The 24,236-nt window shown below is 63.0% G+C and carries 26 protein-coding genes; 23 read left to right on the top strand and 3 right to left on the bottom strand.

Annotated features, from left to right (window positions below; genetic code table 11):
* Positions 1-5 precede the first annotated feature (5 nt).
* The 4 genes from ACIQUS_RS10520 to murB are packed head-to-tail and all read left to right on the top strand — an operon-like array spanning position 6 to position 2,432.
* Complete coding sequence (locus ACIQUS_RS10520) at positions 6-191, top strand: Trm112 family protein (RefSeq protein ID WP_045187141.1); 186 nt, start codon at positions 6-8, stop codon at positions 189-191.
* Positions 188-952 carry a 3-deoxy-manno-octulosonate cytidylyltransferase gene (kdsB, locus tag ACIQUS_RS10515; protein ID WP_403046436.1) on the top strand — a complete coding sequence of 255 codons (765 nt, stop codon included), beginning with the start codon at positions 188-190 and terminating at the stop codon, positions 950-952. The genes ACIQUS_RS10520 and kdsB overlap by 4 nt, the downstream gene beginning before the upstream one ends.
* The gene (locus ACIQUS_RS10510; protein ID WP_403046433.1) at positions 952-1,416 is read left to right on the top strand and encodes a low molecular weight protein-tyrosine-phosphatase; all 465 of its coding nucleotides are present in this window, start codon (positions 952-954) and stop codon (positions 1,414-1,416) included. The genes kdsB and ACIQUS_RS10510 overlap by 1 nt, the downstream gene beginning before the upstream one ends.
* A complete protein-coding gene (murB, locus tag ACIQUS_RS10505) occupies positions 1,413-2,432 on the top strand; it encodes a UDP-N-acetylmuramate dehydrogenase (RefSeq protein WP_403046430.1) in 1,020 nt (339 codons plus the stop codon). Before ACIQUS_RS10510 ends, murB begins: the two co-directional genes overlap by 4 nt.
* A gap of 186 nt (positions 2,433-2,618) precedes the next feature.
* Here murB and rne read toward each other — a convergent pair whose 3' ends face one another.
* Complete coding sequence (rne, locus tag ACIQUS_RS10500; RefSeq protein ID WP_403046428.1) at positions 2,619-5,732, bottom strand: ribonuclease E; 3,114 nt, start codon at positions 5,730-5,732, stop codon at positions 2,619-2,621.
* A 747-nt stretch (positions 5,733-6,479) separates the two neighbouring features.
* Between rne and rluC the strand changes: the two genes are divergently transcribed.
* Genes rluC through ACIQUS_RS10485 form a run of 3 tightly spaced genes read left to right on the top strand, consistent with a single transcriptional unit; the run spans position 6,480 to position 9,093 of the window.
* The gene (rluC, locus tag ACIQUS_RS10495; protein WP_403046425.1) at positions 6,480-7,436 is read left to right on the top strand and encodes a 23S rRNA pseudouridine(955/2504/2580) synthase RluC; all 957 of its coding nucleotides are present in this window, start codon (positions 6,480-6,482) and stop codon (positions 7,434-7,436) included.
* Complete coding sequence (locus ACIQUS_RS10490; protein ID WP_403046423.1) at positions 7,426-8,103, top strand: HAD family hydrolase; 678 nt, start codon at positions 7,426-7,428, stop codon at positions 8,101-8,103. Before rluC ends, ACIQUS_RS10490 begins: the two co-directional genes overlap by 11 nt.
* A gap of 6 nt (positions 8,104-8,109) precedes the next feature.
* The gene (locus tag ACIQUS_RS10485) at positions 8,110-9,093 is read left to right on the top strand and encodes a S49 family peptidase (protein ID WP_403046421.1); all 984 of its coding nucleotides are present in this window, start codon (positions 8,110-8,112) and stop codon (positions 9,091-9,093) included.
* 143 nt (positions 9,094-9,236) lie between these two features.
* Here ACIQUS_RS10485 and ACIQUS_RS10480 read toward each other — a convergent pair whose 3' ends face one another.
* Positions 9,237-9,815 (bottom strand): Maf family protein, encoded by a 579-nt coding sequence (locus tag ACIQUS_RS10480; protein WP_403046418.1) that lies wholly within the window; start codon positions 9,813-9,815, stop codon positions 9,237-9,239.
* Positions 9,816-9,910: 95 nt separating this feature from the next.
* Here ACIQUS_RS10480 and ACIQUS_RS10475 point away from each other — a divergent pair, with 95 nt between their 5' ends.
* The 12 genes from ACIQUS_RS10475 (at position 9,911) to ACIQUS_RS10420 (ending at position 19,701) form a co-directional block, all read left to right on the top strand.
* Positions 9,911-10,438, top strand: a complete 528-nt coding sequence (locus tag ACIQUS_RS10475) for a YceD family protein (RefSeq protein ID WP_403046416.1) — start codon at positions 9,911-9,913, stop codon at positions 10,436-10,438.
* A gap of 13 nt (positions 10,439-10,451) precedes the next feature.
* Complete coding sequence (gene rpmF, locus ACIQUS_RS10470; protein ID WP_010223221.1) at positions 10,452-10,634, top strand: 50S ribosomal protein L32; 183 nt, start codon at positions 10,452-10,454, stop codon at positions 10,632-10,634.
* Between the two features lie 3 nt (positions 10,635-10,637).
* Positions 10,638-11,648: a phosphate acyltransferase PlsX gene (gene plsX, locus ACIQUS_RS10465; RefSeq protein ID WP_403046413.1), complete on the top strand. Its 1,011-nt coding sequence runs from the start codon at positions 10,638-10,640 to the stop codon at positions 11,646-11,648.
* A 130-nt stretch (positions 11,649-11,778) separates the two neighbouring features.
* A complete protein-coding gene (gene fabD / locus ACIQUS_RS10460; protein ID WP_403046410.1) occupies positions 11,779-12,717 on the top strand; it encodes an ACP S-malonyltransferase in 939 nt (312 codons plus the stop codon).
* Between the two features lie 16 nt (positions 12,718-12,733).
* Entirely contained in the window at positions 12,734-13,474 is a 741-nt protein-coding gene (gene fabG / locus ACIQUS_RS10455; RefSeq protein ID WP_274112872.1) for a 3-oxoacyl-ACP reductase FabG, read from the top strand.
* A gap of 195 nt (positions 13,475-13,669) precedes the next feature.
* Entirely contained in the window at positions 13,670-13,906 is a 237-nt protein-coding gene (gene acpP / locus ACIQUS_RS10450) for an acyl carrier protein (RefSeq protein ID WP_065257230.1), read from the top strand.
* A 105-nt stretch (positions 13,907-14,011) separates the two neighbouring features.
* On the top strand, positions 14,012-15,256 hold the full coding sequence (fabF, locus tag ACIQUS_RS10445) for a beta-ketoacyl-ACP synthase II (RefSeq protein ID WP_403046404.1): 1,245 nt from the start codon (positions 14,012-14,014) through the stop codon (positions 15,254-15,256).
* Positions 15,256-16,071 (top strand): aminodeoxychorismate lyase, encoded by an 816-nt coding sequence (gene pabC, locus ACIQUS_RS10440; RefSeq protein WP_403046401.1) that lies wholly within the window; start codon positions 15,256-15,258, stop codon positions 16,069-16,071. The genes fabF and pabC overlap by 1 nt, the downstream gene beginning before the upstream one ends.
* A 3-nt stretch (positions 16,072-16,074) precedes the next feature.
* A complete protein-coding gene (gene mltG, locus ACIQUS_RS10435) occupies positions 16,075-17,241 on the top strand; it encodes an endolytic transglycosylase MltG (protein WP_403046398.1) in 1,167 nt (388 codons plus the stop codon).
* A gap of 19 nt (positions 17,242-17,260) precedes the next feature.
* On the top strand, positions 17,261-17,893 hold the full coding sequence (tmk, locus tag ACIQUS_RS10430; protein ID WP_403046395.1) for a dTMP kinase: 633 nt from the start codon (positions 17,261-17,263) through the stop codon (positions 17,891-17,893).
* A complete protein-coding gene (locus ACIQUS_RS10425; RefSeq protein ID WP_403046392.1) occupies positions 17,886-18,872 on the top strand; it encodes a DNA polymerase III subunit delta' in 987 nt (328 codons plus the stop codon). The genes tmk and ACIQUS_RS10425 overlap by 8 nt, the downstream gene beginning before the upstream one ends.
* 46 nt (positions 18,873-18,918) lie before the next feature.
* Positions 18,919-19,701, top strand: a complete 783-nt coding sequence (locus tag ACIQUS_RS10420; RefSeq protein WP_403046389.1) for a TatD family hydrolase — start codon at positions 18,919-18,921, stop codon at positions 19,699-19,701.
* 344 nt (positions 19,702-20,045) lie between these two features.
* Here the strand turns inward: ACIQUS_RS10420 and ACIQUS_RS10415 are convergent, their stop codons facing one another.
* The gene (locus tag ACIQUS_RS10415) at positions 20,046-21,179 is read right to left on the bottom strand and encodes an aminotransferase class V-fold PLP-dependent enzyme (protein WP_403046386.1); all 1,134 of its coding nucleotides are present in this window, start codon (positions 21,177-21,179) and stop codon (positions 20,046-20,048) included.
* A gap of 72 nt (positions 21,180-21,251) precedes the next feature.
* Here ACIQUS_RS10415 and ACIQUS_RS10410 point away from each other — a divergent pair, with 72 nt between their 5' ends.
* From ACIQUS_RS10410 to ACIQUS_RS10395, 4 genes are all read left to right on the top strand, one after another.
* Positions 21,252-21,890, top strand: a complete 639-nt coding sequence (locus tag ACIQUS_RS10410) for a TetR/AcrR family transcriptional regulator (RefSeq protein ID WP_285861765.1) — start codon at positions 21,252-21,254, stop codon at positions 21,888-21,890.
* 128 nt (positions 21,891-22,018) lie between these two features.
* Positions 22,019-22,987 carry a GTP 3',8-cyclase MoaA gene (locus ACIQUS_RS10405; protein ID WP_403046382.1) on the top strand — a complete coding sequence of 323 codons (969 nt, stop codon included), beginning with the start codon at positions 22,019-22,021 and terminating at the stop codon, positions 22,985-22,987.
* Between the two features lie 66 nt (positions 22,988-23,053).
* Positions 23,054-23,659: a DUF4823 domain-containing protein gene (locus tag ACIQUS_RS10400; protein ID WP_403046379.1), complete on the top strand. Its 606-nt coding sequence runs from the start codon at positions 23,054-23,056 to the stop codon at positions 23,657-23,659.
* A gap of 10 nt (positions 23,660-23,669) precedes the next feature.
* A complete protein-coding gene (locus ACIQUS_RS10395; RefSeq protein WP_403046376.1) occupies positions 23,670-24,230 on the top strand; it encodes a DUF1285 domain-containing protein in 561 nt (186 codons plus the stop codon).
* Positions 24,231-24,236: the final 6 nt, after the last annotated feature.

Below are 24,236 nucleotides of genomic sequence, written 5' to 3'. Positions count from 1 at the left end.
TAACCATGGACACCAAACTGCTCGATATCCTGGCTTGCCCGATCACCAAGGGCCCGCTCAAGCTCAGCGCCGACAAGACCGAGCTGATCAGCAAGGGCGCAGGCCTGGCCTACCCGATCCGCGACGGCATCCCGGTGATGCTGGAAAGCGAGGCCCGCACCCTGAGCGATGACGAGCGCCTGGACAAATGAGCCTGAACTTCACTGTGGTCATTCCCGCACGGCTGCGATCCACTCGCCTGCCGGGCAAACCCTTGCTGCTGATCGCCGGCAAGCCGATGATCCAGCATGTCTGGGAACAGGCGCGCAAGAGCAGCGCCAGCCGGGTGTTGATCGCCACCGATGACGTCAGCATCTACCAGGCCTGCGAAGCCTTTGGCGCCGAAGTGCTGATGACCCGTGAAGACCACGAGTCGGGCACCGATCGCCTGGCTGAAGTGGCCGCCAAGCTGGGCCTGGCCGCCGACGCCATCGTGGTCAATGTGCAGGGTGACGAGCCGCTCATTCCGCCAGTGATCATCGACCAGGTCGCGGCCAACCTGGCGGCACACCCGCAAGCGGGTATCGCCACCCTGGCCGAGCCGATCAGCGATGTCAGCGCCGTGTTCAATCCCAATGCGGTCAAAGTGGTCAGTGACTGCAATGGCCTGGCGTTGACCTTCAGTCGCGCCCCCTTGCCCTGGGCGCGTGATGCCTTTGCGCAGAGCCGCGACGCCTTGCCTGCGGGTGTGCCGTACCGTCGCCATATCGGTATGTATGCTTACCGCGCCGGCTTTCTCCATGACTTCGTCGGCTGGGGCCCATGCTGGCTGGAGCAAACCGAGTCGCTGGAGCAGCTGCGTGCCCTCTGGCATGGTGTGCGCATCCATGTCGCCGATGCCTTCGAGGCACCGCCTGTGGGCGTGGACACGCCAGAAGACCTGGAGCGCGTACGGCGCTTGCTGGAGGCCTGATGCGGGTTCTGTTTGTCTGCCTGGGCAATATCTGTCGCTCGCCTACGGCCGAAGGCGTGCTGCGCCACCAGTTGCAGGCCGAAGGCCTGGACGCGTTGATCGAAGTGGCCTCGGCCGGTACCGGTGACTGGCATGTCGGCAAGCAGCCAGACAGCCGCACCCGCCGTGCGGCCCAGCTGCGCGGCTATGACCTGTCGCAGCAGCGCGCCCAGCAGGTGCGCGCTTCGCACTTCAACGACTACGACCTGATCCTGGCCATGGACAAGAGCAACCTTGGTCATCTGCAGGTCATGCAACCGGCCGGCGCCAAGGCCGAGCTGGACCTGTTCCTGCGCCGCTTCGACGGCGTGCTGGATGAGGTGCCGGATCCTTACTACGGTGGCGAGCAAGGCTTCGAGCAGGTGCTGGACCTGATCGAAGCAGCCTGCCAGCGCCTGGTCATCGAACTCAAGGGACGTCTATGAGCGTGCAGTGGCAGGAGCAGGTATCGCTCAAGCCGTATAACACCTTCGGCATCGATGTGAAGGCGCGTTACTTCGCCCAGGTTCACAATGATGCAGAAATCCGTGATGTGCTGGCCGAGGCGGCGCAGCAAGCGGTGCCGGTGCTGGTGATCGGTGGTGGCAGCAATCTGCTGTTGACCGCCGATGTGCAGGCGCTGGTCATGCGCATGGCAAGCACTGGGCTGCGCATCATCGCCGAAGAGAGCGAGCGGGTGATCGTCGAGGCCGAGGCCGGCGAGCCCTGGCATCCTTTCGTGCAATGGAGCCTGGCCCAGGGCCTGGCGGGCCTTGAGAACCTCAGCCTGATTCCCGGCACGGTCGGCGCGGCGCCGATGCAGAACATCGGCGCTTATGGGGTCGAGATCAAGGATGTGTTTGTCGGACTCACGGCGCTGGACCGCCAGACCGGCGAGCTGTGCGAGTTCGGGCTGGAACAGTGCCAGTTCGGCTACCGCGACAGTCTGTTCAAGCGTAACCCGGGGCGCTGGTTGATCCTGCGTGTGCGCTTTGCCTTGAGTCGAGTACTGCATGCGCACCTGGACTACGGCCCAGTGCGCCAACGCCTGAGCGAGCAGGGCATCACCGCGCCGACGGCGCAGGATGTCAGCAATGCCATCTGCAGTATTCGCCGTGAGAAATTGCCGGACCCGGCCGAGCTGGGCAATGCTGGCAGCTTCTTCAAGAACCCGGTGGTGCCGGCAGCGCTGGCAGAGCGGATTCGCCAGCAGCATCCCGGCCTGGTGGCTTATCCACAGGGCGATGGCCAGATGAAGCTGGCAGCGGGCTGGTTGATCGAGCAGGCGGGCTGGAAGGGCTATCGCGAAGGGGATGCCGGGGTGCATCGCCTGCAGGCGCTGGTGCTGGTCAACTATGGCCGGGCAAGTGGCAAGCAGCTGCATCAGCTGGCGCAGAAGATCCAGGCTGATATTCTCGAGCGCTTCGGGGTTGAGCTGGAAATGGAGCCCAACCTGTACTGAGGGTGGGAGCGGCGGTGCGACGACTCGACTTGCCCCGCGATTGAACGCTACGACGCATCGCGGGGCAAGCCCGCTCCTACAGACAGTCGATCGCAGCCTTGCGGCAGCGGCTACGACGTGATGTTCCAGAGCCCAATAAAAAAGCCCCGCCAGTTACCTGGCGGGGCTTTTTTTCAGCCTGGAAGATCAGACGAGCGGTTTGTGCTCTTCTGCGGTTTCCAGGGTTTCAGCGGCTGCATCGGCACTGGCTTCGGCGGCAGCTGCAGCAGCTGCAGCAGCGGCTTCGGCTTCGCGCTTGCGACGACGCACTTCACGTGGGTCGTTAGGTGCACGGCCAGTGCTGGTCAGGGCGCTGACCGGTGCTGGCGCTTCGACAGGTGCTTCAACCACCGGGGCCGGGGCTTCTGCAGTCACTGGCGCTGGCTCTTCAGCTACTTCGGCAACCACTTGTGGCTCAGCCTGCACAGGAGCCTGGGCTTGTGGTGCTTCGGCAACCGCTGGCTCGGTCACTTCAACCGAGGCGACAACCACTTCCTCGACCACCGGGGCGATGCTGACTTCGGCAGCTTCAACCGGGGCCTGGAACGGCTGCTCGACAACCGGAGCAGCGGTGACTTCAACCACTTCGGTGGTTTCGGCCACTTCAGCAACAACTGGCTGAGGTGCTTCGACCGCTTCAGGCTGGGCGGCGGCAACTTCGACAGCCGGTGCCGCTTCTTCGACGGCAGCGGTGGCGCGTTCGGCCTGCTGGTTGGCTTCGGCTTCGGCTTCGGCGGCGGCGCTGATGTTGCTGGTGGCAACGGCAGCGGTTACGGCCAGGCCGGCAGCCAGTTCAGCACCCAGCTCGCTTGGCTGTGGCTGTTCTTCGCCACCTTCCTCGGCGCCTTCTACCAGGTTGCCGTTGGCGTCGCGCTGACGCTCACGACGGTTGCTGCGACGACGCTGACCACGGGAGCGACGACGTGGGCGTTCGCCTTCGGCGCCTTCCAGGGACTCGTCCTGCAGCAGTTCTTCGTTCGGCAGTTGCTCTTCGGCCGCTTCGGCAGCCTGTTCGGCGTCACGAGGCTGACGCTCTTCACGTGGCGGGCGAGGTTGACGCTCTTCACGCGGTGCACGTTCTTCACGTGGAGCGCGTTCTTCGCGAGGCTGACGCTCTTCACGTGGGGCACGTTCTTCACGCGGTGCACGCTCTTCGCGAGGCTGGCGCTCTTCACGTGGGGCACGCTCAGGACGCTCTTCACGAACGGCCGGGGTAGCGGCGTCCAGCGGCTCGCGCAGTTCGCGGACCGGGCGCTCTTCGCGCTGGCGACGGTCTTCGCGTGGGGCGCGAGGTTGACGCTCTTCACGCGGTGCACGTTCTTCACGTGGGGCGCGTTCTTCGCGCGGCTGACGCTCTTCACGTGGGGCGCGTTCTTCACGTGGCTGACGCTCTTCACGCGGTGCACGCTCTTCGCGCGGCTTGCGATCTTCTTCGCGACGACCGTTGCGGTTGCGGCTCTGCTGGCGACCGGTGCGACGCTCTTCGTTACGCTGCGGACGCTCGGCGGCTGGTTTCTCGGCAACGACCGGAGTGGCGGCAGGCTCTTCCTTGCCGGCGAACAGGCTGACCAGCGATTTCACCAGGCCCTTGAACAGGCTTGGCTCTGGCGCGACATGAACCGGGGCGGCAACCGGTTGTTCCACAGTGGCCGGAACCGGTGCGTTGGCGCGGGCCGGAGCGGTCTTGACCGCGGCTTCCTGGCGAACCAGGGTGCGGGTGGCGGCAGCTGGCTGGGCTTCTTCGGCCTCGGCGGCGGCGATTTCGTAGCTGGACTGGCCGCTCAGGGCTTCCGGGCTGTCGTCGCGCAGGCGCTGGACTTCGAAGTGCGGGGTTTCCAGGTGGTCGTTCGGCAGGATGACGATACGCGCACGGGTGCGCAGTTCGATCTTGGTGATCGAATTGCGTTTTTCGTTGAGCAGGAAGGCAGCTACCGGGATCGGCACCTGGGCGCGGACTTCGGCGGTGCGGTCCTTCAGGGCTTCTTCTTCGATCAGGCGCAGGATGGCCAGCGACAGCGACTCGACGTCACGGATGATGCCGGTACCGCTGCAGCGTGGGCAGACGATGCCGCTGCTTTCGCCCAGGGAAGGGCGCAGGCGCTGACGGGACATTTCCAGCAGGCCGAAGCGCGAGATGCGACCGACCTGTACGCGGGCGCGGTCGGCTTCCAGGCACTCGCGTACCTTTTCTTCGACGGCGCGCTGGTTCTTGGCCGGGGTCATGTCGATGAAGTCGATGACGATCAGGCCGCCGATGTCACGCAGGCGCAGCTGGCGGGCGATTTCCTCAGCCGCTTCCAGGTTGGTCTGCAGGGCAGTTTCCTCGATGTCGCTGCCTTTGGTGGCGCGAGCCGAGTTGATGTCGATGGACACCAGGGCTTCAGTCGGGTCGATCACGATCGAGCCGCCGGACGGCAGGTCGACCACGCGCTGGAAGGCGGTTTCGATCTGGCTTTCGATCTGGAAGCGGTTGAACAGCGGGACGCTGTCTTCGTACAGCTTGATCTTGCTGGCGTACTGCGGCATCACCTGGCGGATGAAGGTCAGGGCTTCTTCCTGGGCGTCGATGCTGTCGATCAGCACTTCGCCGATGTCCTGGCGCAGGTAGTCGCGGATGGCGCGGATGATGACGTTGCTTTCCTGGTAGATCAGGAAAGGCGCGGCGCGATCCTGCGACGCTTCCTTGATCGCGGTCCAGAGCTGCAGCAGGTAATCCAGGTCCCATTGCATTTCTTCGCTGCTGCGGCCGAGGCCGGCAGTGCGCACGATCAGGCCCATGTCGGCGGGGGCGACCAGGCCGTTCAGGGCTTCGCGCAGTTCATTGCGCTCTTCGCCTTCGATGCGGCGGGAGATGCCGCCGGCACGCGGGTTGTTCGGCATCAGGACCAGGTAACGACCGGCGAGGCTGATGAAGGTGGTCAGGGCTGCGCCCTTGTTGCCACGTTCTTCTTTCTCGACCTGGACGATGACTTCCTGGCCTTCGCTGAGTACTTCCTTGATGTTCACCCGGCCTTCCGGGGTCTTCTTGAAGTATTCGCGGGAGATTTCCTTCAGCGGCAGGAAGCCGTGACGTTCGGAGCCGAAGTCGACGAAGGCGGCTTCCAGGCTAGGTTCGATCCGGGTGATCCGGCCCTTGTAGATGTTGGCCTTCTTCTGCTCGCGCGCACCGGACTCGATGTCCAGGTCGTAGAGACGTTGGCCGTCTACCAGCGCTACACGCAACTCTTCGGGTTGAGTCGCGTTAATCAGCATTCTTTTCATGTAATACCGTCGGTTTCCGGGCTGCCGGAAACGGCGTTCGGCACACACGACTTCTCACGGTCGGTGTCAGGTGCGCAAGGGGTGGCGGGCCACCCCCGTGTCCAGCGACGTTCGAGCCAGGCTGGTAACCCAGTGCTGCCGAAGTCGCGACGACGCGTCCTGCTTGCTGTGGTGTCAAATGCACTCAGTCAGGAGGAGGAATCAGCCTTCGGCCGTGGACGCCCCAGGGGCATCTTGATCAAGACCGGGTCCGCTCACCTGGCCAGATTGGCCGGTGGACAGGACGCAGTACTACACGGTCCGACGGTTGTGCATCTCCACCCTACACGTATCCCTGATAATTCGGGTGCTGCCGCGCGCTGAATCCGCAACGGGTTGCATTTTCGCCGGCTCCGATACGGGAGCCCGCGCCTTTTTATGTCTAAGGCAGGTGTTTCCGAAGCCTTCGCCATGAGTGCGTGAAATTGACGGCACTGGCAGAGTGGCATCGAAAAAAACGTGGGGGAGGGCGAAATACCGCTCTTGTAGTTTTTTATCGGTCTTCTCTGCACGGCGCTGGTGGCGATTCCAGGCATTTCTGTAAACTGGCAAAAGCCCCGTCGGACGGCCTCGCGTCCTCGAGAATTGCGTCGGTCAGGGCCGGCTAGAAGCCGTGGGTCCGCTGGCCAGCCGCTTTTGGCGGCGTTCGCGACTATAGCAGCAATCATTAAGTGCTTCAAATCCATCAAAAATTGTTATGATTGGCAAATGACGACTAATGCCCCTCCGACCTCCGGCGTCCAGCTGATTGAGGTCGCGCCGGAACTTGCCGGCCAACGAATCGATAATTTCCTCATCACTGCGCTCAAAGGTGTGCCCAAGACCTTGATTTACCGCATCTTGCGCAAAGGCGAAGTGCGGGTGAACAAGGGCCGGATCAAGCCTGAGTACAAGCTGCAGGCGGGTGACGTGGTGCGTGTTCCGCCCGTTCGTCTGCCTGAGCGCGACGAGCCCGTGCCTGTGGCCCAGGGATTGCTTCAGCGCCTTGAGGCCGCCATTGTCTATGAAGACAAGGCTTTGATCGTGCTCAATAAACCGGCCGGTATTGCCGTGCACGGCGGCAGCGGTCTGAGTTTCGGCGTGATCGAGGCCTTTCGTCAGTTGCGTCCCGATGCCAAGGAACTGGAGCTGGTTCATCGCCTCGATCGCGATACCTCGGGCCTGCTGATGATCGCCAAGAAGCGCAGCATGTTGCGTCACCTGCACACCGCCTTGCGCGGCGACGGTGTCGACAAGCGCTACATGGCGCTGGTGCGTGGCCACTGGGCGACCGCGAAGAAGCAGATCAACGCGCCCTTGCTCAAGAGCAACCTGCGCTCCGGCGAGCGCATGGTCGAGGTCAACGACGAGGGCAAGGAAGCGCTGACCCTGTTCCGCGTGCTGCGCCGCTTCGGTGAGTTCGCCACCCTGGTCGAGGCGCGTCCGATCACCGGGCGTACCCACCAGATTCGTGTGCATGCCCTGCATGCCGGTCACAGCATTGCTGGCGACAGCAAGTACGGCGATGAAGATTTCACCCGCGAGATTCGCGAACTGGGCGGCAAGCGCCTGTTCCTGCATGCCTACGCCCTGACCGTGCCACTGCCGGACGGTGGTGAGCTCAAGCTGGAAGCGCCGGTCGACGAGATGTGGGCCAAGACCGTGGAGCGCCTGAGTGCAGCGTGATTACGACCTGCTGATCTTCGATTGGGACGGCACCCTGGCGGATTCGATCGGGCGCATTGTCGAGGCCATGCACCTGGCGGCCGGGCGTGCCGGTGAGGCCGTCAGTGACGAGGGAGCGGTAAAAGGCATCATCGGCCTGGCGCTGCCCGAGGCCATCAGCGTGCTGTATCCGCACCTGGATGCCGGACAGGTGGCGACCTTTCGCCAGCACTACGCCGATGTCTACATGGCCCTCGACGACCAGCCGTCGCCGCTGTTCGAGGGGGTGGTCGAGTCGCTGGAAGTCTTCCGTGCCCAGGGTTATCGTCTGGCTGTAGCCACCGGCAAGGCGCGTCGCGGCCTGGACCGGGTGCTGCGGGCCAATGGCTGGGAGGATTACTTCGATATCACCCGGGCTGCCGACGAAAGCCGGGGCAAGCCCCATCCGCAGATGCTCGAGGAAATCCTCGCCCATTGCCAGGTCGAGCCTGCGCGCGCATTGATGGTTGGCGACTCATCGTTCGACCTGTTGATGGCCAGCAATGCCGGCATGCATTCGGTGGCGGTCGGCTACGGGGCCATGTCGCCGCAAGCCTTGAGCGCTTTCGGGCCGCAGGTCTGTATCGAGCATTTTTCACATTTGCAGGCCTGGCTGAGCCGGACGCCTGCCGCGGTAATTCCAGGGTAGGTGAGCATGGCTGACGAATGGAAGGCGCCCGACGCCGAAAACAACGAAGAGCAGAAAAGCTGGAAGCTGCTGGAGAAAACCCTGCTGGCTGGCGTGCAGGAGCAGCGTCGTGCGCGTCGCTGGGGGATTTTCTTCAAGCTGCTGACCTTTGTTTACCTGTTTGGCCTCCTGGCCTTGTTCACGCCCTTGATGGACATGGACAAGGCAGCCTCGCGCAGCGTCAGCCATACCGCGCTGGTCGAGGTGCGCGGAATGATTGCCGACCAGGAGCCTGCCAGCGCTGACAACATCGTCAGCGGCCTGCGCGATGCATTCAAGGACTCGAAAACCAAAGCGGTGATCCTGCGCATCAACAGCCCAGGCGGCAGTCCGGTGCAGTCGGGGTATATCTACGACGAGATTCGCCGCCTGCGCGCCGAATACCCGGCAATCAAGCTGTACGCGGTCATCAGTGATCTGGGGGCTTCCGGCGCCTATTACATCGCCAGTGCCGCCGACCAGATCTATGCCGACAAGGCCAGTCTGGTCGGTTCCATCGGTGTTACGGCGGCGGGCTACGGCTTTGTCGGTACCATGGAGAAGCTGGGTGTCGAGCGACGCACCTACACTGCAGGCGAGCACAAGGCCTTCCTCGATCCGTTCCAGCCGCAGAAGCCGGAAGAGACGGCTTTCTGGCAGGGTGTGCTGGAAACCACTCACAAGCAGTTCATTGCCAGCGTCAAGCAGGGGCGTGGTGATCGCCTGAAAGACAAGGAGCATCCCGAGCTGTTCAGTGGCCTGATCTGGTCGGGCGAGCAGGCGCTGGCCCTGGGGTTGGTGGATGGCCTGGGCAGTGCCGGCTATGTGGCGCGCGAAGTGGTGGGTGAGAAGGAGCTGGTGGACTTTACCGTCGAGGAGTCGCCGTTCGATCGCTTCTCCAAGCGCCTGGGCACCAGCATTGCCGAGCGCCTGGCGCTGTGGATGGGCTTCCAGGGGCCGTCGCTGCGCTGAGTGATTCGCTGCAAATGAAAAGCCGGCCCGGGGGTCGGCTTTTTTGTGTCCGTCGCAGATGCTGGTGGGGTGGGAGCGGGCTTGCCCCGCGATGCGATGTGACTGGCACGCTGCCATCGCGGGGCAAGCCCGCTCCTACAGGGTTACGGTAGGTTCACGCCCTCGGCCAGCAGCATGTCGATCAGGCGGATCAGTGGCAGGCCGACCAGGCTGGTGGCGTCGACCCCGTGGGTGCTCTGGAACAGGCTGACGCCCAGGCCTTCGGCCTTGAAGCTGCCGGCGCAGTCATAGGGCTCTTCGGCGCGCAGGTAGCGCTCGATGCGCGCCAGGTCCAGTTCGCGCATGCACACCGTGAAGGGGACGCAATCGACCTGGCAGCGGCCGGTCTGGCTGTTGAGCAGGGCCACACCGGTCAGAAAGGTGACGTGATTGCCGCTGGCGGCCAACAGTTGCTCGCAGGCCCGTTCAAAGGTGTGCGGCTTGCCGAGGATCTGTTCGCCGAGCACGGCGACCTGGTCGGAGCCGATGATCAGGTGGTTGGGGTGGCTTGCGGCCAGGGCCTGGGCTTTTTCCCGGGCCAGTCGCTTGACCAGGTCCACGGCGGGCTCATCGACGAGGCGCTGTTCGTCTATGTCGGGGCTCGCCCAGCTGAACGGCAGGCGCAGCCGTTCGAGCAATTCACGGCGATAAGGTGAGCTGGAAGCCAGTAACAAGGGCGGCATGATAAACTCCTGGGCAGGTGAAACGATTCTAACATGCTGAACGGGGCCGAATTTCCTTTGACAGGGGCGGGGGTCATCCCTAGAATGCTGCGCCTATGTTGAATGACCCGATTCCACCTCACGTTGACCCGCGCAAATTGGCCGATCGTGGTGTTTCCATTACAGGAACGCTGCAGCTCGCCGATTTGGAGAGACTCTGCGACCCGCTTTCCGACGATGTCGGTACGGTGCAGGCTAAATTCGATTTTGAGCGAGACGAGCAGAAGGCTGTGGTGATCCACACCGAACTCGACGTCGAGGTCAAGATGGTTTGCCAGCGTTGTCTTGAGCTGGTCACCCTGCCGATCCACAGCGAGTGTACCTACGCCGTGGTGAAGGAGGGTGCGAATACCCAGTCGTTACCGAAAGGTTATGACGTGCTGGAACTGGGCGAAGATCCTTTGGATCTGCAGGCCTTGGTCGAGGAAGAGCTTCTGCTCGCCCTGCCCATCGTGCCTGCTCATCATCCGGAAGAATGCCAGCAGCCGGCGGGCGCCGATGAGCCCGAACCGAGCAAGGACGAGGTAACACGGTCCAACCCGTTCAGTGTATTGGCGCAGTTAAAGCGTGACCCAAACGTTTAGGAGTTAATCAATTATGGCTGTTCAGCAGAACAAAAAATCCCGCTCTGCCCGTGACATGCGCCGTTCCCACGACGCCCTCTCGGAAAACGCTCTGTCCGTAGAGAAAACCACTGGTGAAGTGCACCTGCGTCACCACGTATCGCCAGAAGGCGTATACCGTGGTCGTAAAGTGATCGACAAGGGCGCTGACGAGTAATCCTTGTCCGCTCAGATCATTGCGATTGACGCAATGGGCGGGGACTTCGGTCCCCGCAGCATTGTTCAGGCGAGTATTGCTTGCCTGTCGGCTACCCCCTCGCTGCACCTGACCCTCGTCGGTCAACCCTCCCTCCTTGAAGATCTGATCGCTGGCCAGTCGGCAGCGGATCGCGCGCGCCTGCAGATTGTTGCGGCCAGCGAAGTGATCGGCATGGACGAGCGGCCGTCCCAGGCGTTGCGCGGCAAGCCCGATTCGTCCATGCGCGTGGCCCTCGAGTTATTGCGTGATGGCAAGGTCCAGGCCTGCGTCAGCGCCGGTAACACCGGTGCGCTGATGGCGCTGTCGCGCTATGTGCTCAAGACCCTGCCCGGTATCGACCGTCCGGCCATGGTCGCGGCTATTCCGACCCAGACCGGCTACTGCCAGTTGCTCGACCTGGGTGCCAATGTCGATTGCAGTGCGGAAAACCTGTTCCAGTTCGCCGTGATGGGGTCGGTGGCGGCCCAGGCCCTGGGGATATCGCGCCCACGCGTGGCGCTGCTCAATGTCGGCACCGAAGACATCAAGGGCAACCAGCAGGTCAAGCTTGCGGCCAACCTGCTGCAGAACGCCCGGGGCCTGAACTACATCGGCTTTGTCGAAGGCGATGGCCTGTATCGCGGCGAGGCCGATGTGGTGGTGTGCGACGGTTTCGTCGGCAATATCCTGCTCAAGTCCAGTGAAGGGCTGGCGACCATGATCGCCTCGCGCATCGAAGCCCTGTTCAAGGGTGGCATGGGTGCGCGCCTGGCGGGCGCCATGGCCATGCCGCTGCTCAAGCGCCTGCGTGCCGACCTCGCGCCTGCACGACACAACGGCGCAAGCTTTCTCGGCCTTCAGGGCATTGTCATCAAGAGTCATGGGTCTGCTGGCGTGCAAGGGTTCCAGAGCGCCATCCAGCGCGCCCTGATCGAGATTCAGGAGAACCTGCCCGAGCGTCTGCACGGGCGCCTGGAAGACCTGTTGCTTTAGGCATATCCGCCAGGAAGTGGTTAAATGTGACCGCTTGGTGCTCGCTATCATCCAAGTCTTCAGTTTCTTGTGCTCGGCCCGGTGCCGGGCGCTTCATTTTCCGACGACAAGATCATTAGGGGCTTGTTCAATGTCTGCATCCCTCGCATTCGTCTTTCCCGGTCAAGGTTCGCAGTCCCTCGGCATGCTCGCCGAGCTCGGCGCAGAAAAGCCGCTGATCATCGAGACCTTCAAGGAAGCTTCCGAGGCTCTGGGTTACGACCTGTGGAAACTGGTCCAGGAAGGCCCGGAGGAGCAACTCAATCAGACCGATAAAACCCAGCCCGCCATCCTGACCGCTTCCATCGCCCTGTGGCGCCTGTGGCTTGACGAAGGCGGCGCACGCCCTGCATTCGTTTCCGGTCACAGCCTGGGCGAGTACAGCGCGCTGGTCGCCGCTGGCAGCCTGAGCCTGGCCGATGCGGTCAAGCTGGTCGAGCGCCGCGGTCAACTGATGCAGGAAGCCGTGCCGGTCGGGCAGGGCGCCATGGCTGCCATTCTCGGCCTGGACGACGCCGATGTCGTCGCCATTTGCGCCGAAGCAGCCCAGGGCGAAGTGGTCAGTGCGGTCAACTTCAACTCGCCGGGCCAAGTGGTCATCGCCGGTGCCAAGGCGGCTGTCGAACGCGCCATGGAAGCCTGCAAGGTCAAGGGCGCCAAGCGTGCACTGCCATTGCCGGTCAGCGTACCGTCGCACTGCGAGCTGATGCGCCCGGCTGCCGAGCGCTTCGCCGAGTCGGTCAATGCCATCGATTGGAAGGCCCCGCAAATTCCGGTGGTGCAGAACGTCACCGCAGCAGTCGCCGCAGACCTGACGGCGCTCAAGCAAGACCTGCTGGCACAGCTCTACCAGCCAGTGCGCTGGGTCGAGTGCGTGCAGACCCTGGCCGCCAATGGCCCGGTCAACCTGGTCGAGTGCGGCCCGGGCAAGGTCCTGGCCGGCCTGAACAAGCGTTGCGCCGAAGGCGTCACCACCTACAACCTCAATACCCCGGATGCTGTCGCCGCCACCCGTGCGGCGCTGGCCTGATTTAGGAGAAGCTTGCATGAGCCTGCAAGGTAAAGTTGCACTGGTTACCGGCGCCAGCCGTGGTATCGGCCAGGCCATCGCCCTGGAACTGGGCCGTCTGGGCGCGACCGTGATCGGTACCGCGACCTCCGCCTCGGGTGCCGAGCGTATCGCCGCCACCCTCAAGGAACACGGCATCACCGGCACCGGCATGGAGCTGAACGTAACCAGCGACGAGTCGGTCACCGCCACCCTGGCCGCGATCCAGGAGCAGTTCGGCGCGCCGACCATCCTGGTCAACAACGCCGGCATCACCCGCGACAACCTCATGCTGCGCATGAAGGACGACGAGTGGTTCGACGTCATCGACACCAACCTGAACAGCCTCTACCGTCTGTCCAAGGGCGTACTGCGTGGTATGACCAAGGCCCGTTGGGGTCGTATCATCAGCATCGGCTCGGTGGTCGGCGCCATGGGTAACGTCGGTCAGGTCAACTACGCCGCCGCCAAGGCCGGCCTGGAAGGCTTCAGCCGCGCCCTGGCCCGTGAAGTCGGCTCGCGCGCCATCACCGTCAACTCGGTGACCCCGGGCTTCATCGACACCGACATGACCCGCGAACTGCCGGAAGCGCAGCGCGAAGCCCTGCAGACCCAGATTCCACTGGGCCGCCTGGGCCAGGCCCAGGAGATCGCCAATGTGGTGGCGTTCCTGGCTTCCGAAGGCGCAGGTTATGTGACCGGCGCGACCATTCCGGTCAACGGCGGCATGTACATGTAAATCGAATGTGACGGATTGCTTCAAAAAAATGTCATACGAGCTGTCTAAAATCCGTTATAAAGCTGCAACCAGATTCTAGTCGGTTGGCAGGTGTGGTCTGGTGAGGCGTGTTGCGCTTGAAAAGCAGACGTCTTTCTATACACTTACACACCGGCCAGCTGCCTGACATATGTCCATTAGGAGTGAAAACAAGGTATGAGCACCATCGAAGAACGCGTCAAGAAAATCGTCGCCGAGCAACTGGGCGTTAAAGAAGAAGAAGTAGTGAACACTGCTTCCTTCGTCGAAGATCTGGGTGCCGATTCCCTTGACACCGTTGAGCTGGTGATGGCTCTGGAAGAGGAATTCGAGACCGAAATCCCTGACGAAGAAGCCGAGAAGATCACTACTGTTCAAGCTGCTATCGACTACGTCAACGCCCACCAGGCCTAAGACGTTGTAGTCGTCGCTTCTTGTCATGGAAAAACCGCACTGCCTTCGCCGGCGTGCGGTTTTTTCTTTACAAGACATGTAGTCAATGTGAATAAGGAGAGTGCTGTGTCGCGTAGACGCGTCGTGGTCACCGGTATGGGTATGCTGTCGCCACTGGGTACGGATGTACCGAGCAGTTGGCAAGGCATTCTGGCTGGCCGCAGTGGCATCGGTCTGATCGAGCATACGGACCTGTCTGCCTACTCCACCCGTTTCGGCGGCTCGGTAAAGGGCTTCGAAGTCGAGCAGTACCTGTCGGTCAAGGAAGCCCGCAAGCTCGACCTGTTCATCCAGTACGGCCTGGCAGCCGGTTTTCAGGCGGTGCGTAATGCCGGCCTGGAAGTGACCGACGCCAACCGCGAGCGCATCGGCGTGGCCATGGGCTCGGGTATCGGTGGCCTGACCAACATCGAAGAAACCAGCCGGACCTTGCATGACCAGGGCCCGCGGCGCATTTCGCCGTTCTTCGTACCCGGTTCGATCATCAACATGATTTCCGGTTTCCTGTCGATCCACCTGGGTGTACAGGGACCTAACTACGCCATTGCCACTGCCTGCACCACCGGTACCCACTGTATCGGTATGGCTGCGCGCAACATCGCCTTCGGTGAAGCCGACGTGATGATTGCCGGCGGTGCGGAAATGGCCGCCTGCGGCCTGGGCATGGGGGGCTTCGGCGCCTCGCGTGCACTGTCGACCCGCAATGACGACCCGACCCGTGCCAGCCGTCCATGGGACAAGGGCCGTGACGGTTTCGTCCTGTCCGACGGCGCCGGTGCTCTGGTGCTCGAAGAACTCGAACATGCCAAGGCCCGTGGTGCGACCATCTATGCCGAGCTGGTGGGCTTCGGCATGAGCGGCGACGCCTACCACATGACCTCGCCGCCTGAAGACGGCAGCGGCGCCGCGCGCTGCATGGTCAATGCCTTGCGCGATGCCGGCCTGAACGCCGACCAGGTGAACTACATCAACGCCCACGGTACCTCGACCCCGGCCGGTGACCTGGCCGAAGCCTCGGCGATCAAGTCGGTGTTCGGTGAGCACGCCTACAAGCTGGCTGTCAGCTCGACCAAGTCGATGACTGGCCACCTGCTCGGCGCTGCCGGTGCGGTTGAGGCGATCTTCAGCGTGCTGTCGATCAACAGCCAGGTGGCGCCGCCGACCATCAACCTCGATGAGCCGGACCAGGGCTGCGATCTGGACTTCGTGCCGCACGAGGCACGCAACATGCCGATCGACGTCGTACTGTCCAACTCCTTTGGTTTTGGTGGTACCAACGGCTCGCTGGTGTTCCGCCGGTTCGCCGGCTGATGCACGCCTGGGTCGATGGCCTGCCGGCCGATGCGGTCAATCTGCAAAGCCGCGGGCTGGCGTACGGCGATGGTCTGTTCGAGACCATCGCCGTACGGGCAGGTCGACCGTCGTTGCTCGAGTTTCACCTCGAACGCCTGGCGCTGGGTTGCCAGCGCCTGGCGATCAGCGCCGATCACGGGTTGATTCGCGATGAGCTGTGCCGTTACGCCAGTGCCCTGGGGGACGGCGTGCTCAAGTTGATCCTGGTCCGTGGTGACAGTCAGCGCGGCTACGCGCCGGCTGCCGGTGCCGCGCCGCGGCGCATCCTCCAGGGCAGTCCATTGCCCGCTTACCCCATCGTCAATGCCGAGCAGGGCGTACGCCTGTTTGCCTGTTCCACACGCCTGGCGGAACAACCGCTGCTGGCCGGACTCAAACACCTCAATCGGCTCGAGCAAGTACTGGCGCGGGCCGAGTGGCAGGATACCGAGCATGCCGAAGGGCTGATGCGCGATATGTCGGGCCGGGTCATCGAAGGGGTGTACAGTAACCTGTTCATGGTGCGCGCAGGCGAGCTGCTGACGGCCGACCTGAGCCGCTGCGGCGTGGCCGGTGTGATGCGCGCGGCGCTGATCGAGCAGGCGGCTGTTGCCGGTATTGCCGTGCGCATTACCGATCTGTCCTTGCAGGACCTGGAGCAGGCCGATGAGGTCTTCGTCTGCAACAGTGTCTATGGCATCTGGCCGGTGCGCGCTTTTGCATCGCTGAACTGGCCGCCGGGGCCGCTCACCCGTAAACTGCAGGCCATTGCCCGTACGCTACTGGATACCTGATTTGTGAGACGTAAATTCTTGGTGCTGCTGGAGACCGGATTGATTCTGGCAGGCCTGATGCTGGGTTTTTCCGCCTGGAAGGTGAACTCGGCGCTGGACCAGCCCCTGCACGTCAGCCAGGAGCAATTGCTCGACGTGCCTACCGGCACCAACCCCAACCGCATGTTCTACCGCATGGAGCGCGAAGGCCTGCTCGACGATGCGTTCTGGCTGCGTTTGTACTGGCGCTTCAACATGGCCGGCGTGCCGCTGCACACCGGTGAATACCGCCTGAGTCCGGGCATGACCGTACACGACCTGTTCGAGGTCTGGCGTCGTGGCGACGTGGTGCAATACAGCCTGACCCTGGTCGAGGGCTGGAACTTCCGCCAGGTGCGTGCGGCACTGGCCAAGCATGAAAAGATCAAGCAGACCCTCGATGGCCTCAGCGATGCCGACGTGATGGACAAGCTCGGCCATCCCGGCGTCTTTCCCGAGGGGCGTTTTTTCCCCGACACCTACCGCTTCGTGCGTGGCATGACCGATGTGGAGTTCCTGCAGCAGGCCTATGCTCGTCTCGAGGAGGTGCTGGCCAAGGAGTGGGCGGAGCGTCCGACCGACTTGCCTTATCGCGATCCGTACCAGGCGCTGATCATGGCTTCGCTCGTCGAGAAGGAAACCGGCGTACCCCAGGAGCGCGGCGAGATTGCCGGCGTCTTCGTGCGGCGCATGCGCATCGGTATGCTGCTGCAGACCGACCCGACCGTGATCTACGGCATGGGTGAGCGCTACAACGGCAAGATCAGCCGTTCCGACCTGCGCGAGCCGACGCCATACAATACCTACACCAATGCCGGCCTGCCGCCGACGCCGATCGCCATGGTCGGTCGCGAGGCGATTCACGCGGCGCTGAACCCGACGCCGGGCACCAGCTTGTATTTCGTCGCCCGTGGCGATGGCAGCCATGTCTTCTCCGATGACCTGGATGCGCATAACTCGGCGGTTCGCGAGTTTCAGCTCAAGCGTCGTGCCGATTATCGCTCCAGCCCCGCGCCCGAGGGCCAGCCTGCAGTCGAGGTGCCGCAGGAAGCGCTTGACGAGCAGCCGGAGCCGTCGCAGGTGCAGCCTGAAGCGCAGCCGGAGTCGCAGACTGAAGCGTCGGCGCCGGACAGCGAAACTACCCCGCAATGATCAATTGTAAGGACTGCCTGTGAGCGGCTTGTTTATTACCCTGGAAGGTCCCGAAGGCGCGGGCAAGAGTACCAACCGCGAGTACCTGGCCGGGCATCTGCGCGCCCAGGGCGTGGACGTGGTCCTGACCCGTGAGCCCGGTGGTACCCCGCTGGCCGAAAAGATACGCGAACTGCTGCTGGCGCCCAGCGACGAAACCATGGACGCCGACACCGAGCTGCTGCTGGTGTTCGCCGCCCGCGCCCAGCACCTGGCGCAAGTGATTCGTCCGGCGCTGGCGCGAGGCGCGGTGGTGCTGTGCGACCGTTTTACCGATGCCACCTACGCCTATCAGGGAGGTGGTCGCGGCTTGTCCCTTGAGCGCATCGCCACCCTCGAGCAGTTTGTCCAGGGCGAACTGCGTCCTGACCTGACCCTGGTCTTCGACCTGCCGGTGGAAATCGGCTTGTCCCGGGCCGCGGCCCGTGGTCGCCTGGACCGCTTCGAGCAAGAAGGCCAGGCGTTCTTCGAGGCCGTACGCCAGGCCTATCTGGCGCGGGCCAAGGCGGCCCCGCAACGCTACACGCTGATCGATGCGTCTCAGTCGCTGGCGCAGGTACAGCAAACACTGGATACCGTGCTGCCGCGAATCCTGGAGCGTTGCCGTGGCTGAAGCCTACCCCTGGCAACAGGCGCTGTGGCAGCAGCTGGCCGGGCGCACCCAGCATGCCCATGCCTACCTGCTGCATGGGCCTCAGGGTATCGGCAAGCGCGCCCTGGCCGAGCGCCTGATGGCCCTGTTGCTGTGCCAGCGTCCGGCCAACCTCCAAGCCTGTGGTCAGTGCAAGTCCTGCCTGTTGCTCGCGGCCGGCAGCCACCCGGACAACTATGTGCTGGAGCCGGAGGAGGCCGACAAGGCGATCAAGGTCGACCAGGTGCGCGACCTGGTGTCCTTCGTGGTCCAGACGGCCCAGCTGGGTGGGCGCAAGGTGGTGCTGATCGAGCCGGTCGAGGCGATGAACATCAATGCCTCCAATGCCTTGCTCAAGAGCCTGGAAGAGCCGTCCGGCGACACCGTGCTGCTCCTGGTCAGCCACCAGCCCAGCCGCTTGTTGCCCACCATCAAGAGCCGCTGCGTGCAGCAGGCCTGTCCCTTGCCCGATACCGCCCAGAGCCTGGCCTGGTTGAGCCGTGCACTGCCTGAATGCGACGAGCAGGAGCGCCTGGAGCTGTTGAGCCTTGCTGCCGGTTCACCGCTGGCCGCCGTCAGCCTGAATGCCCAGGGCGTGCGCGAACAGCGTGCGCAGGTGGTCGACGGGGTGAAGAAACTGCTCAAGCAACAGCAATCCCCCAGCCAGCTGGCCGAGGCCTGGAATGCCATTCCCTTGTTGCAGCTGTTCGACTGGTTCTGCGACTGGTCCAACCTGATCCTGCGCTATCAGTTGACCGAGGATGAGGAAGGATTAGGCTTGAACGATATGCGCAAGGTCGTGCAGTACCTGGCGCAGAAGAGCGGGCAGGGCAAGGTGCTGGAGATCCAGGACTGGATCCTCGCCCAACGCCAGAAGGTCATGTCCAAGGCCAACCTCAACCGCGTGCTGTTGCTCGAAGCACTGCTGGCGTCCTGGGCCATGTTGCCCGGCCAGCGTTGAGCCGGCCCGCCCGAATCCATTCATTTTCCACAGTTGCCGTGATGCCATGCTTGTAGATTCCCATTGCCACCTCGATCGCCTCGACCTTTCGGCCCACCAGGGTTCTCTTGATGCTGCCCTGGAGGCTGCGCGGGCGAGAGGGGTAGGGCACTTCCTGTGCATTGGTGTGAGCGCCGACAATGCGGCAGCGGTCAAGGACCTGAGCGAGCGCTACAGTGATGTCGACTGCTCGGTGGGCATCCACCCGCTGGACCTTTCCAGCGACGGCGCGCCGGCCCTGGACTGGCTGCTCAAGGAGCTTGAGCACCCGCATGTGGTGGCTATCGGCGAAACCGGCCTGGACTACCACTACGAGCCGGAAGCGGCCGAGCTGCAACGGGCGTCCTTCCGTTTGCACCTGCAAGCGGCGAAAAGCACCGGTAAGCCCGTGATCATCCACACCCGTGCGGCCCGCGCCGACACCCTGGCCTTGCTGCGCGAGGCCGACCTGGGCCAGGCCGGGGTGCTGCATTGCTTCACCGAAGACTGGGACATGGCCAAGGCGGCGCTGGACCTGGGTTACTACATCTCCTTGTCCGGCATCGTCACCTTCCGCAATGCCGATGCCTTGCGCGATGTGGCCCGCCAGGTGCCGGCCGATCGACTGTTGGTGGAGACCGACTCGCCTTACCTGGCGCCGATTCCCTACCGAGGCAAGCCGAACCTGCCACAGTACGTGCGGGAAGTGGCGGAGTTCGTCGCCATGCTGCGGGGGGAGCGCTACGAGCAGTTGGCGCAGCAGACCACGGCCAACTTCAAGCGCCTGTTCCCGTTGGCGCGGGTGAGCTGATACGGCTGGCTGGTCATTGTGGGAGCCGGCATCGCCGGCGATAGGGGCACTGTGGTGTCAGGTGGTTGTGCGGTGTCGGCATCGCAGGCTACGCCAGCTCCCACGGCTCCCTTGGGGGCGGCAGATTATTACAGGCAAAAAAAACCCGGGTTCTGGGGGGTGAATCCGGGTTAAGACCATTAGGAGTAAAACAAAGGTACGCGGTCCCTGAGCACCTTTATCGGCGCGCCACTGGGGGGATGCGCCGCGCCAACACCTGAAGTATTGGCCAGGATTGGCGGGCTGCCAGCGCTCACTGCTCGTTTTTTAAACAGATTTGGAATACGGCTGCGGCTGCTGAGCACTCATCGCTCTGCAATCTGCCGCACTATAGTCAGAGTTTCGTCGATTATGTGCCTTGGCGTGTAGAAATGCGGCGAAAAGCGCACGCCAGGACCTCGCGTAATGCACACCACCTGCTCCTGCTTGAGGCGTTGATAGAGCGCGAAGTTATCAAGGCCGTCGATGCTGAACGAAACAATGCCGGCGCGCCGTGCCGGATCCTGCGGACTGTGCAGGCGTACCCCGCAGATCGCCGCCAGGCCTTCGCGTAGCCAGGTCACCCGCTCGTCCAGGGCTGCGGCCACGTGCTCCATGCCTACTTCTTCAAGCAACGACAGGCTGGCCTCCAGCGCTGCGGCGCCGAGCATGTTCGGGCTGCCGCATTCAAAGCGTCGGGCGCTGTGGGCCGGTTCCCATTCGGTGCGGGTGTAGTCCCCGATGTGTTCGAGCATATGCCAGCCGTACTCGCTGAGCTTCAGCCGCGGGCGCACCTCGGCGCGGCAGTAGAACACCCCGAGGCCTTCCGGGCCGAGCATCCATTTGTGCCCGTCAGCCATGGCGAAGTCGCATTGGTAGGCCTGCACGTCGAAGGGTAGGGCGCCCAGTTGCTGGATGGCATCGATGCAGAACAACACATTGCGCGCTCGGCAGCCCTGGCCAAGCCGTGCCAGGTCCAGGCGCAGGCCGCTGGCGAACTGCACGGCGCTGATCGCCAGCAGGCGTGTCCGCGGGCCAAAGGCGTCGAGCAGGTCGGCCTCCGGATCGCTGCCCTTGAGGCTGACCTGGACCACTTCGACACCCTGGTCGGCCAGGGCTTCCCAGACGATGCGGTTGGACGGGAACTCCTCATCACTGATGACGATCTGGTCGCCTGCGTGCCAGTCAAGCCCGAAGGCGACGAACGAAAGTGCCTCGGAAGTGCTCTTGACCAGGGCAATGTCATCGGTCGACGGTGCGTTGGTCAGGCGCATCAGTCGCTCACGCAGGCGTTGCTCCACGGTCATCCAGTCCGGATAGTCCCTTGCGCCGAGCCAAACGTTTTCGTTGGCGAAGCGCGAAACCGCCTGGCTGGTGCGTTTGGGCCAGGGTGCCACGGCAGCATGGTTCAGGTAGCGCAGGCCGGGGGCCTGCTCGAACTCATCAAGAAACATAGACATGGTTGGATGATCCGTGCATTTTGGCGCAATTTAGGCATAATAACCGGCTTCGATTTCGATCCAGTCCATCTTATGCAGAAAGAACCTCGTAAGGTCCGTGAGTTTCGTCGCCGTGAGCAAGAAATTCTCGATACCGCGCTCAAGCTGTTTCTCGACCAGGGTGAAGACAGCGTCACCGTCGAGATGATCGCTGATGCTGTCGGTATCGGCAAAGGCACGATCTACAAGCATTTCAAATCCAAGGCGGAGATCTACCTGCGCCTGATGCTCGACTACGAGCGCGATTTGAACGAACTGCTGCACTCTGCCGACGTTGACCGCGACAAGGAGGCCCTGTCGCGCGCCTACTTCGAATTCCGCATGCGTGACCCGCAGCGCTACCGGCTGTTCGACCGCCTCGAAGAGAAGGTGGTCAAGGGCAACCAGGTGCCGGAAATGGTCGAGGAGCTGCACAAGATCCGTGCCTCCAACTTCGACCGCCTGACCCTGCTGATCAAGGGCCGCATCAGCGAAGGCAAGCTCGAAGACGTGCCACCGTACTTCCACTACTGCGCCGCCTGGGCCCTGGTGCATGGCGCCGTGGCCCTGTATCACTCGCCGTTCTGGAGCAACGTGCTGGAAGACCAGGAAGGCTTCTTCCAGTTCCTGATGGACATCGGCGTGCGCATGGGCAACAAGCGCAAGCGCGACCCGGATGCGGCCGGTAACTGACACATTCGGCAGCCCGATGCCGCTACAGGGAAGTGCCATGCAGGAATATACTCAGGTATGAAGGCTTGCAAAAACCTGATTTTTGAGTCAGGTTTTGCAAGCCCGATTCATCCATGCCGGAGTCATCCATGATCGTCGACCGCCAAGGCAGGCGTTTTCGCAACTTGCGTGTCAGCCTCACCGCTGCCTGCAACTATGCCTGCACCTATTGCGTACCGGACGGCAAGCGTCTGGTGGCGGCTCAGGACGAGCTGTCTGCCGAAGCGATGGCGCGCGGCGTGGCCTACCTGATCGAAGCGGCCGGCATCGAGCGTTTGCGGGTCACCGGTGGCGAGCCGCTGGTCAGTCCCAAGCTGGAAACCTTCCTGACCTCGGTCGCATCCCTGGGCCTGGATGAAATCAGTCTGACCACCAACGGCCAGTTGCTGGCGCGCAAGCTGCCATTGCTGCGCGCTGCCGGCATTCGCCGTCTCAATGTCTCCCTCGATACCCTCGATCCCGATGCGTTCCGTCGCATCGCCCGTGGCGGCGACCTCGCCACCGTGCTCGATGGCATGGAGCAGGCCAGCGCAGCGGGGATGAAGATCAAGGTCAACATGGTGCCCCTGCGCGGGCAGAACTTCGACCAGGTGATCCCGCTGCTGGAATACTGCCTGGCCCGCGGTTTCGAGCTGCGCTTCATCGAACTGATGCGCATGGGCCATCTGGCCCGCGACAGCAATGCTTTCCTGCAGCAGTTCGTCAGCCTAGAGCACCTGCTGCAACTGATCGGCGAACGCTACGAATACCTGCAGGCCAATGCACCGGTGGATGCCACGGCCTTGCGCTACCAGATCCCGGGCCAGGGTTATTTCGGCGTGATCGCCAACGAGAGCGTACCGTTCTGCCGTACCTGCTCGCGGCTGCGCCTGTCCTCCACCGGCTGGCTGCATGGCTGCCTGTCGTCGAGCAACCGTCACTACATCGGCGACTTGCTCGACAAGCCGCGTCATGAGGCGCTGCCGGCCCTGCAGGGCCTGCTGCTCAAGGCCCTGGGCGACAAGCAGCCGGTGGCGTTTTCCGGTGGTGCGACAGTGATGAAGATCATCGGCGGTTAAGACTGGCGCAAAAGCTGCATCTGTCGGCCATTCGCCGGTTTTCCGTCACCGGCCACTGGAGGATTGATGCGTAGCCTGGTTTTGCTGCTGGCGCTGACGGCGCTGGGCGGCTGCATGAATGTCAGCGATATGGGTGAGGGTGTCCGCTACCACATGAGCGACGCCGGTCTGCTCGATCACAGCGACACCCGCCGGTCGCTGTCGGTGCGCTTGCAGCCTGACTCGTTCATCTACATTGGCCAGGGTGCCTTCGTTCCGCCGGGCAAAGGCCCTTATCCACGACCTAACGTGGTTGCCGAAGAGGCCTTCAAGGGCTTTATCGAGTACTTCCCCATGGTACGCCGGGCCCGGGGGCCGCTGGGGCTTGAAGACGCCCTGGTCGAGGCCCGCTCGGTGGGTGCCCACTACCTGCTGTATGCCCGCTTTGCTCGCACCGATGACCGTATCGGCAATGGCGATGAATGGTATGACGAGCAGGCGGTCGATCGTCTGGGTATCGATACCGGCGTGATTCAGTTGATGCTGATCGAAACCAGCACCCGCTACCTGATCGATACGACGCGGATCAACAGCCGTGGCGGTTTGCTGACGTTCCATGACAACAAGCCGGAAGATTTGCTTGGTCCACCGCTTGAGGATTACGCTCGCAGTCTTCTGGGCATGAGTCAGTAAGGAGAGGGTGATGTCAGGTAGCGGCAAGGCCAATGATCTGTTGGCGCAGATTCCCAAGACAGAAAAGGGGTTGCCGCCGGTACACCTGTGGAACCCGGATTTTTGCGGCGATATCGACATGCGCATCGCCCGTGATGGCACCTGGTATTACCTGGGTACGCCGATCGGGCGCAAGCCGATGGTCCGGCTGTTCTCCACCATCATCCGCCGCGACGGTGACGACTACTTCCTGGTGACGCCGGTCGAGAAGGTCGGTATCAAGGTCGATGATGCGCCGTTCGTGGCGGTTGTCCTGGAGGTGCAGGGCAGTGGTGAGCAGCAGGTGCTGCGCTTTACCAGCAACGTCGAGGACCAGGTCGAGGCCGGGCCTGAGCATCCCCTGCGCTTCGAGATCGATGCCAGCACCCAGGAGCCTTCGCCCTATGTGCATATGCGCAGCAACCTGGAGGCGCTGATCCACCGCAATGTGTTCTATCAGTTGGTGGAGCTGGCCGTGCCGCGCCAGATCGACGGCGAGCAATGGCTGGGCGTCTGGAGTTCGGGCACCTTCTACCCGATTGGCCGCAGCTGATTAGCC

The sequence above is a fragment of the Pseudomonas sp. NPDC090755 genome (assembly GCF_044769005.1).
Lineage (GTDB): Bacteria > Pseudomonadota > Gammaproteobacteria > Pseudomonadales > Pseudomonadaceae > Aquipseudomonas.
This window is presented reverse-complemented; position numbering and strand designations above follow the sequence as displayed.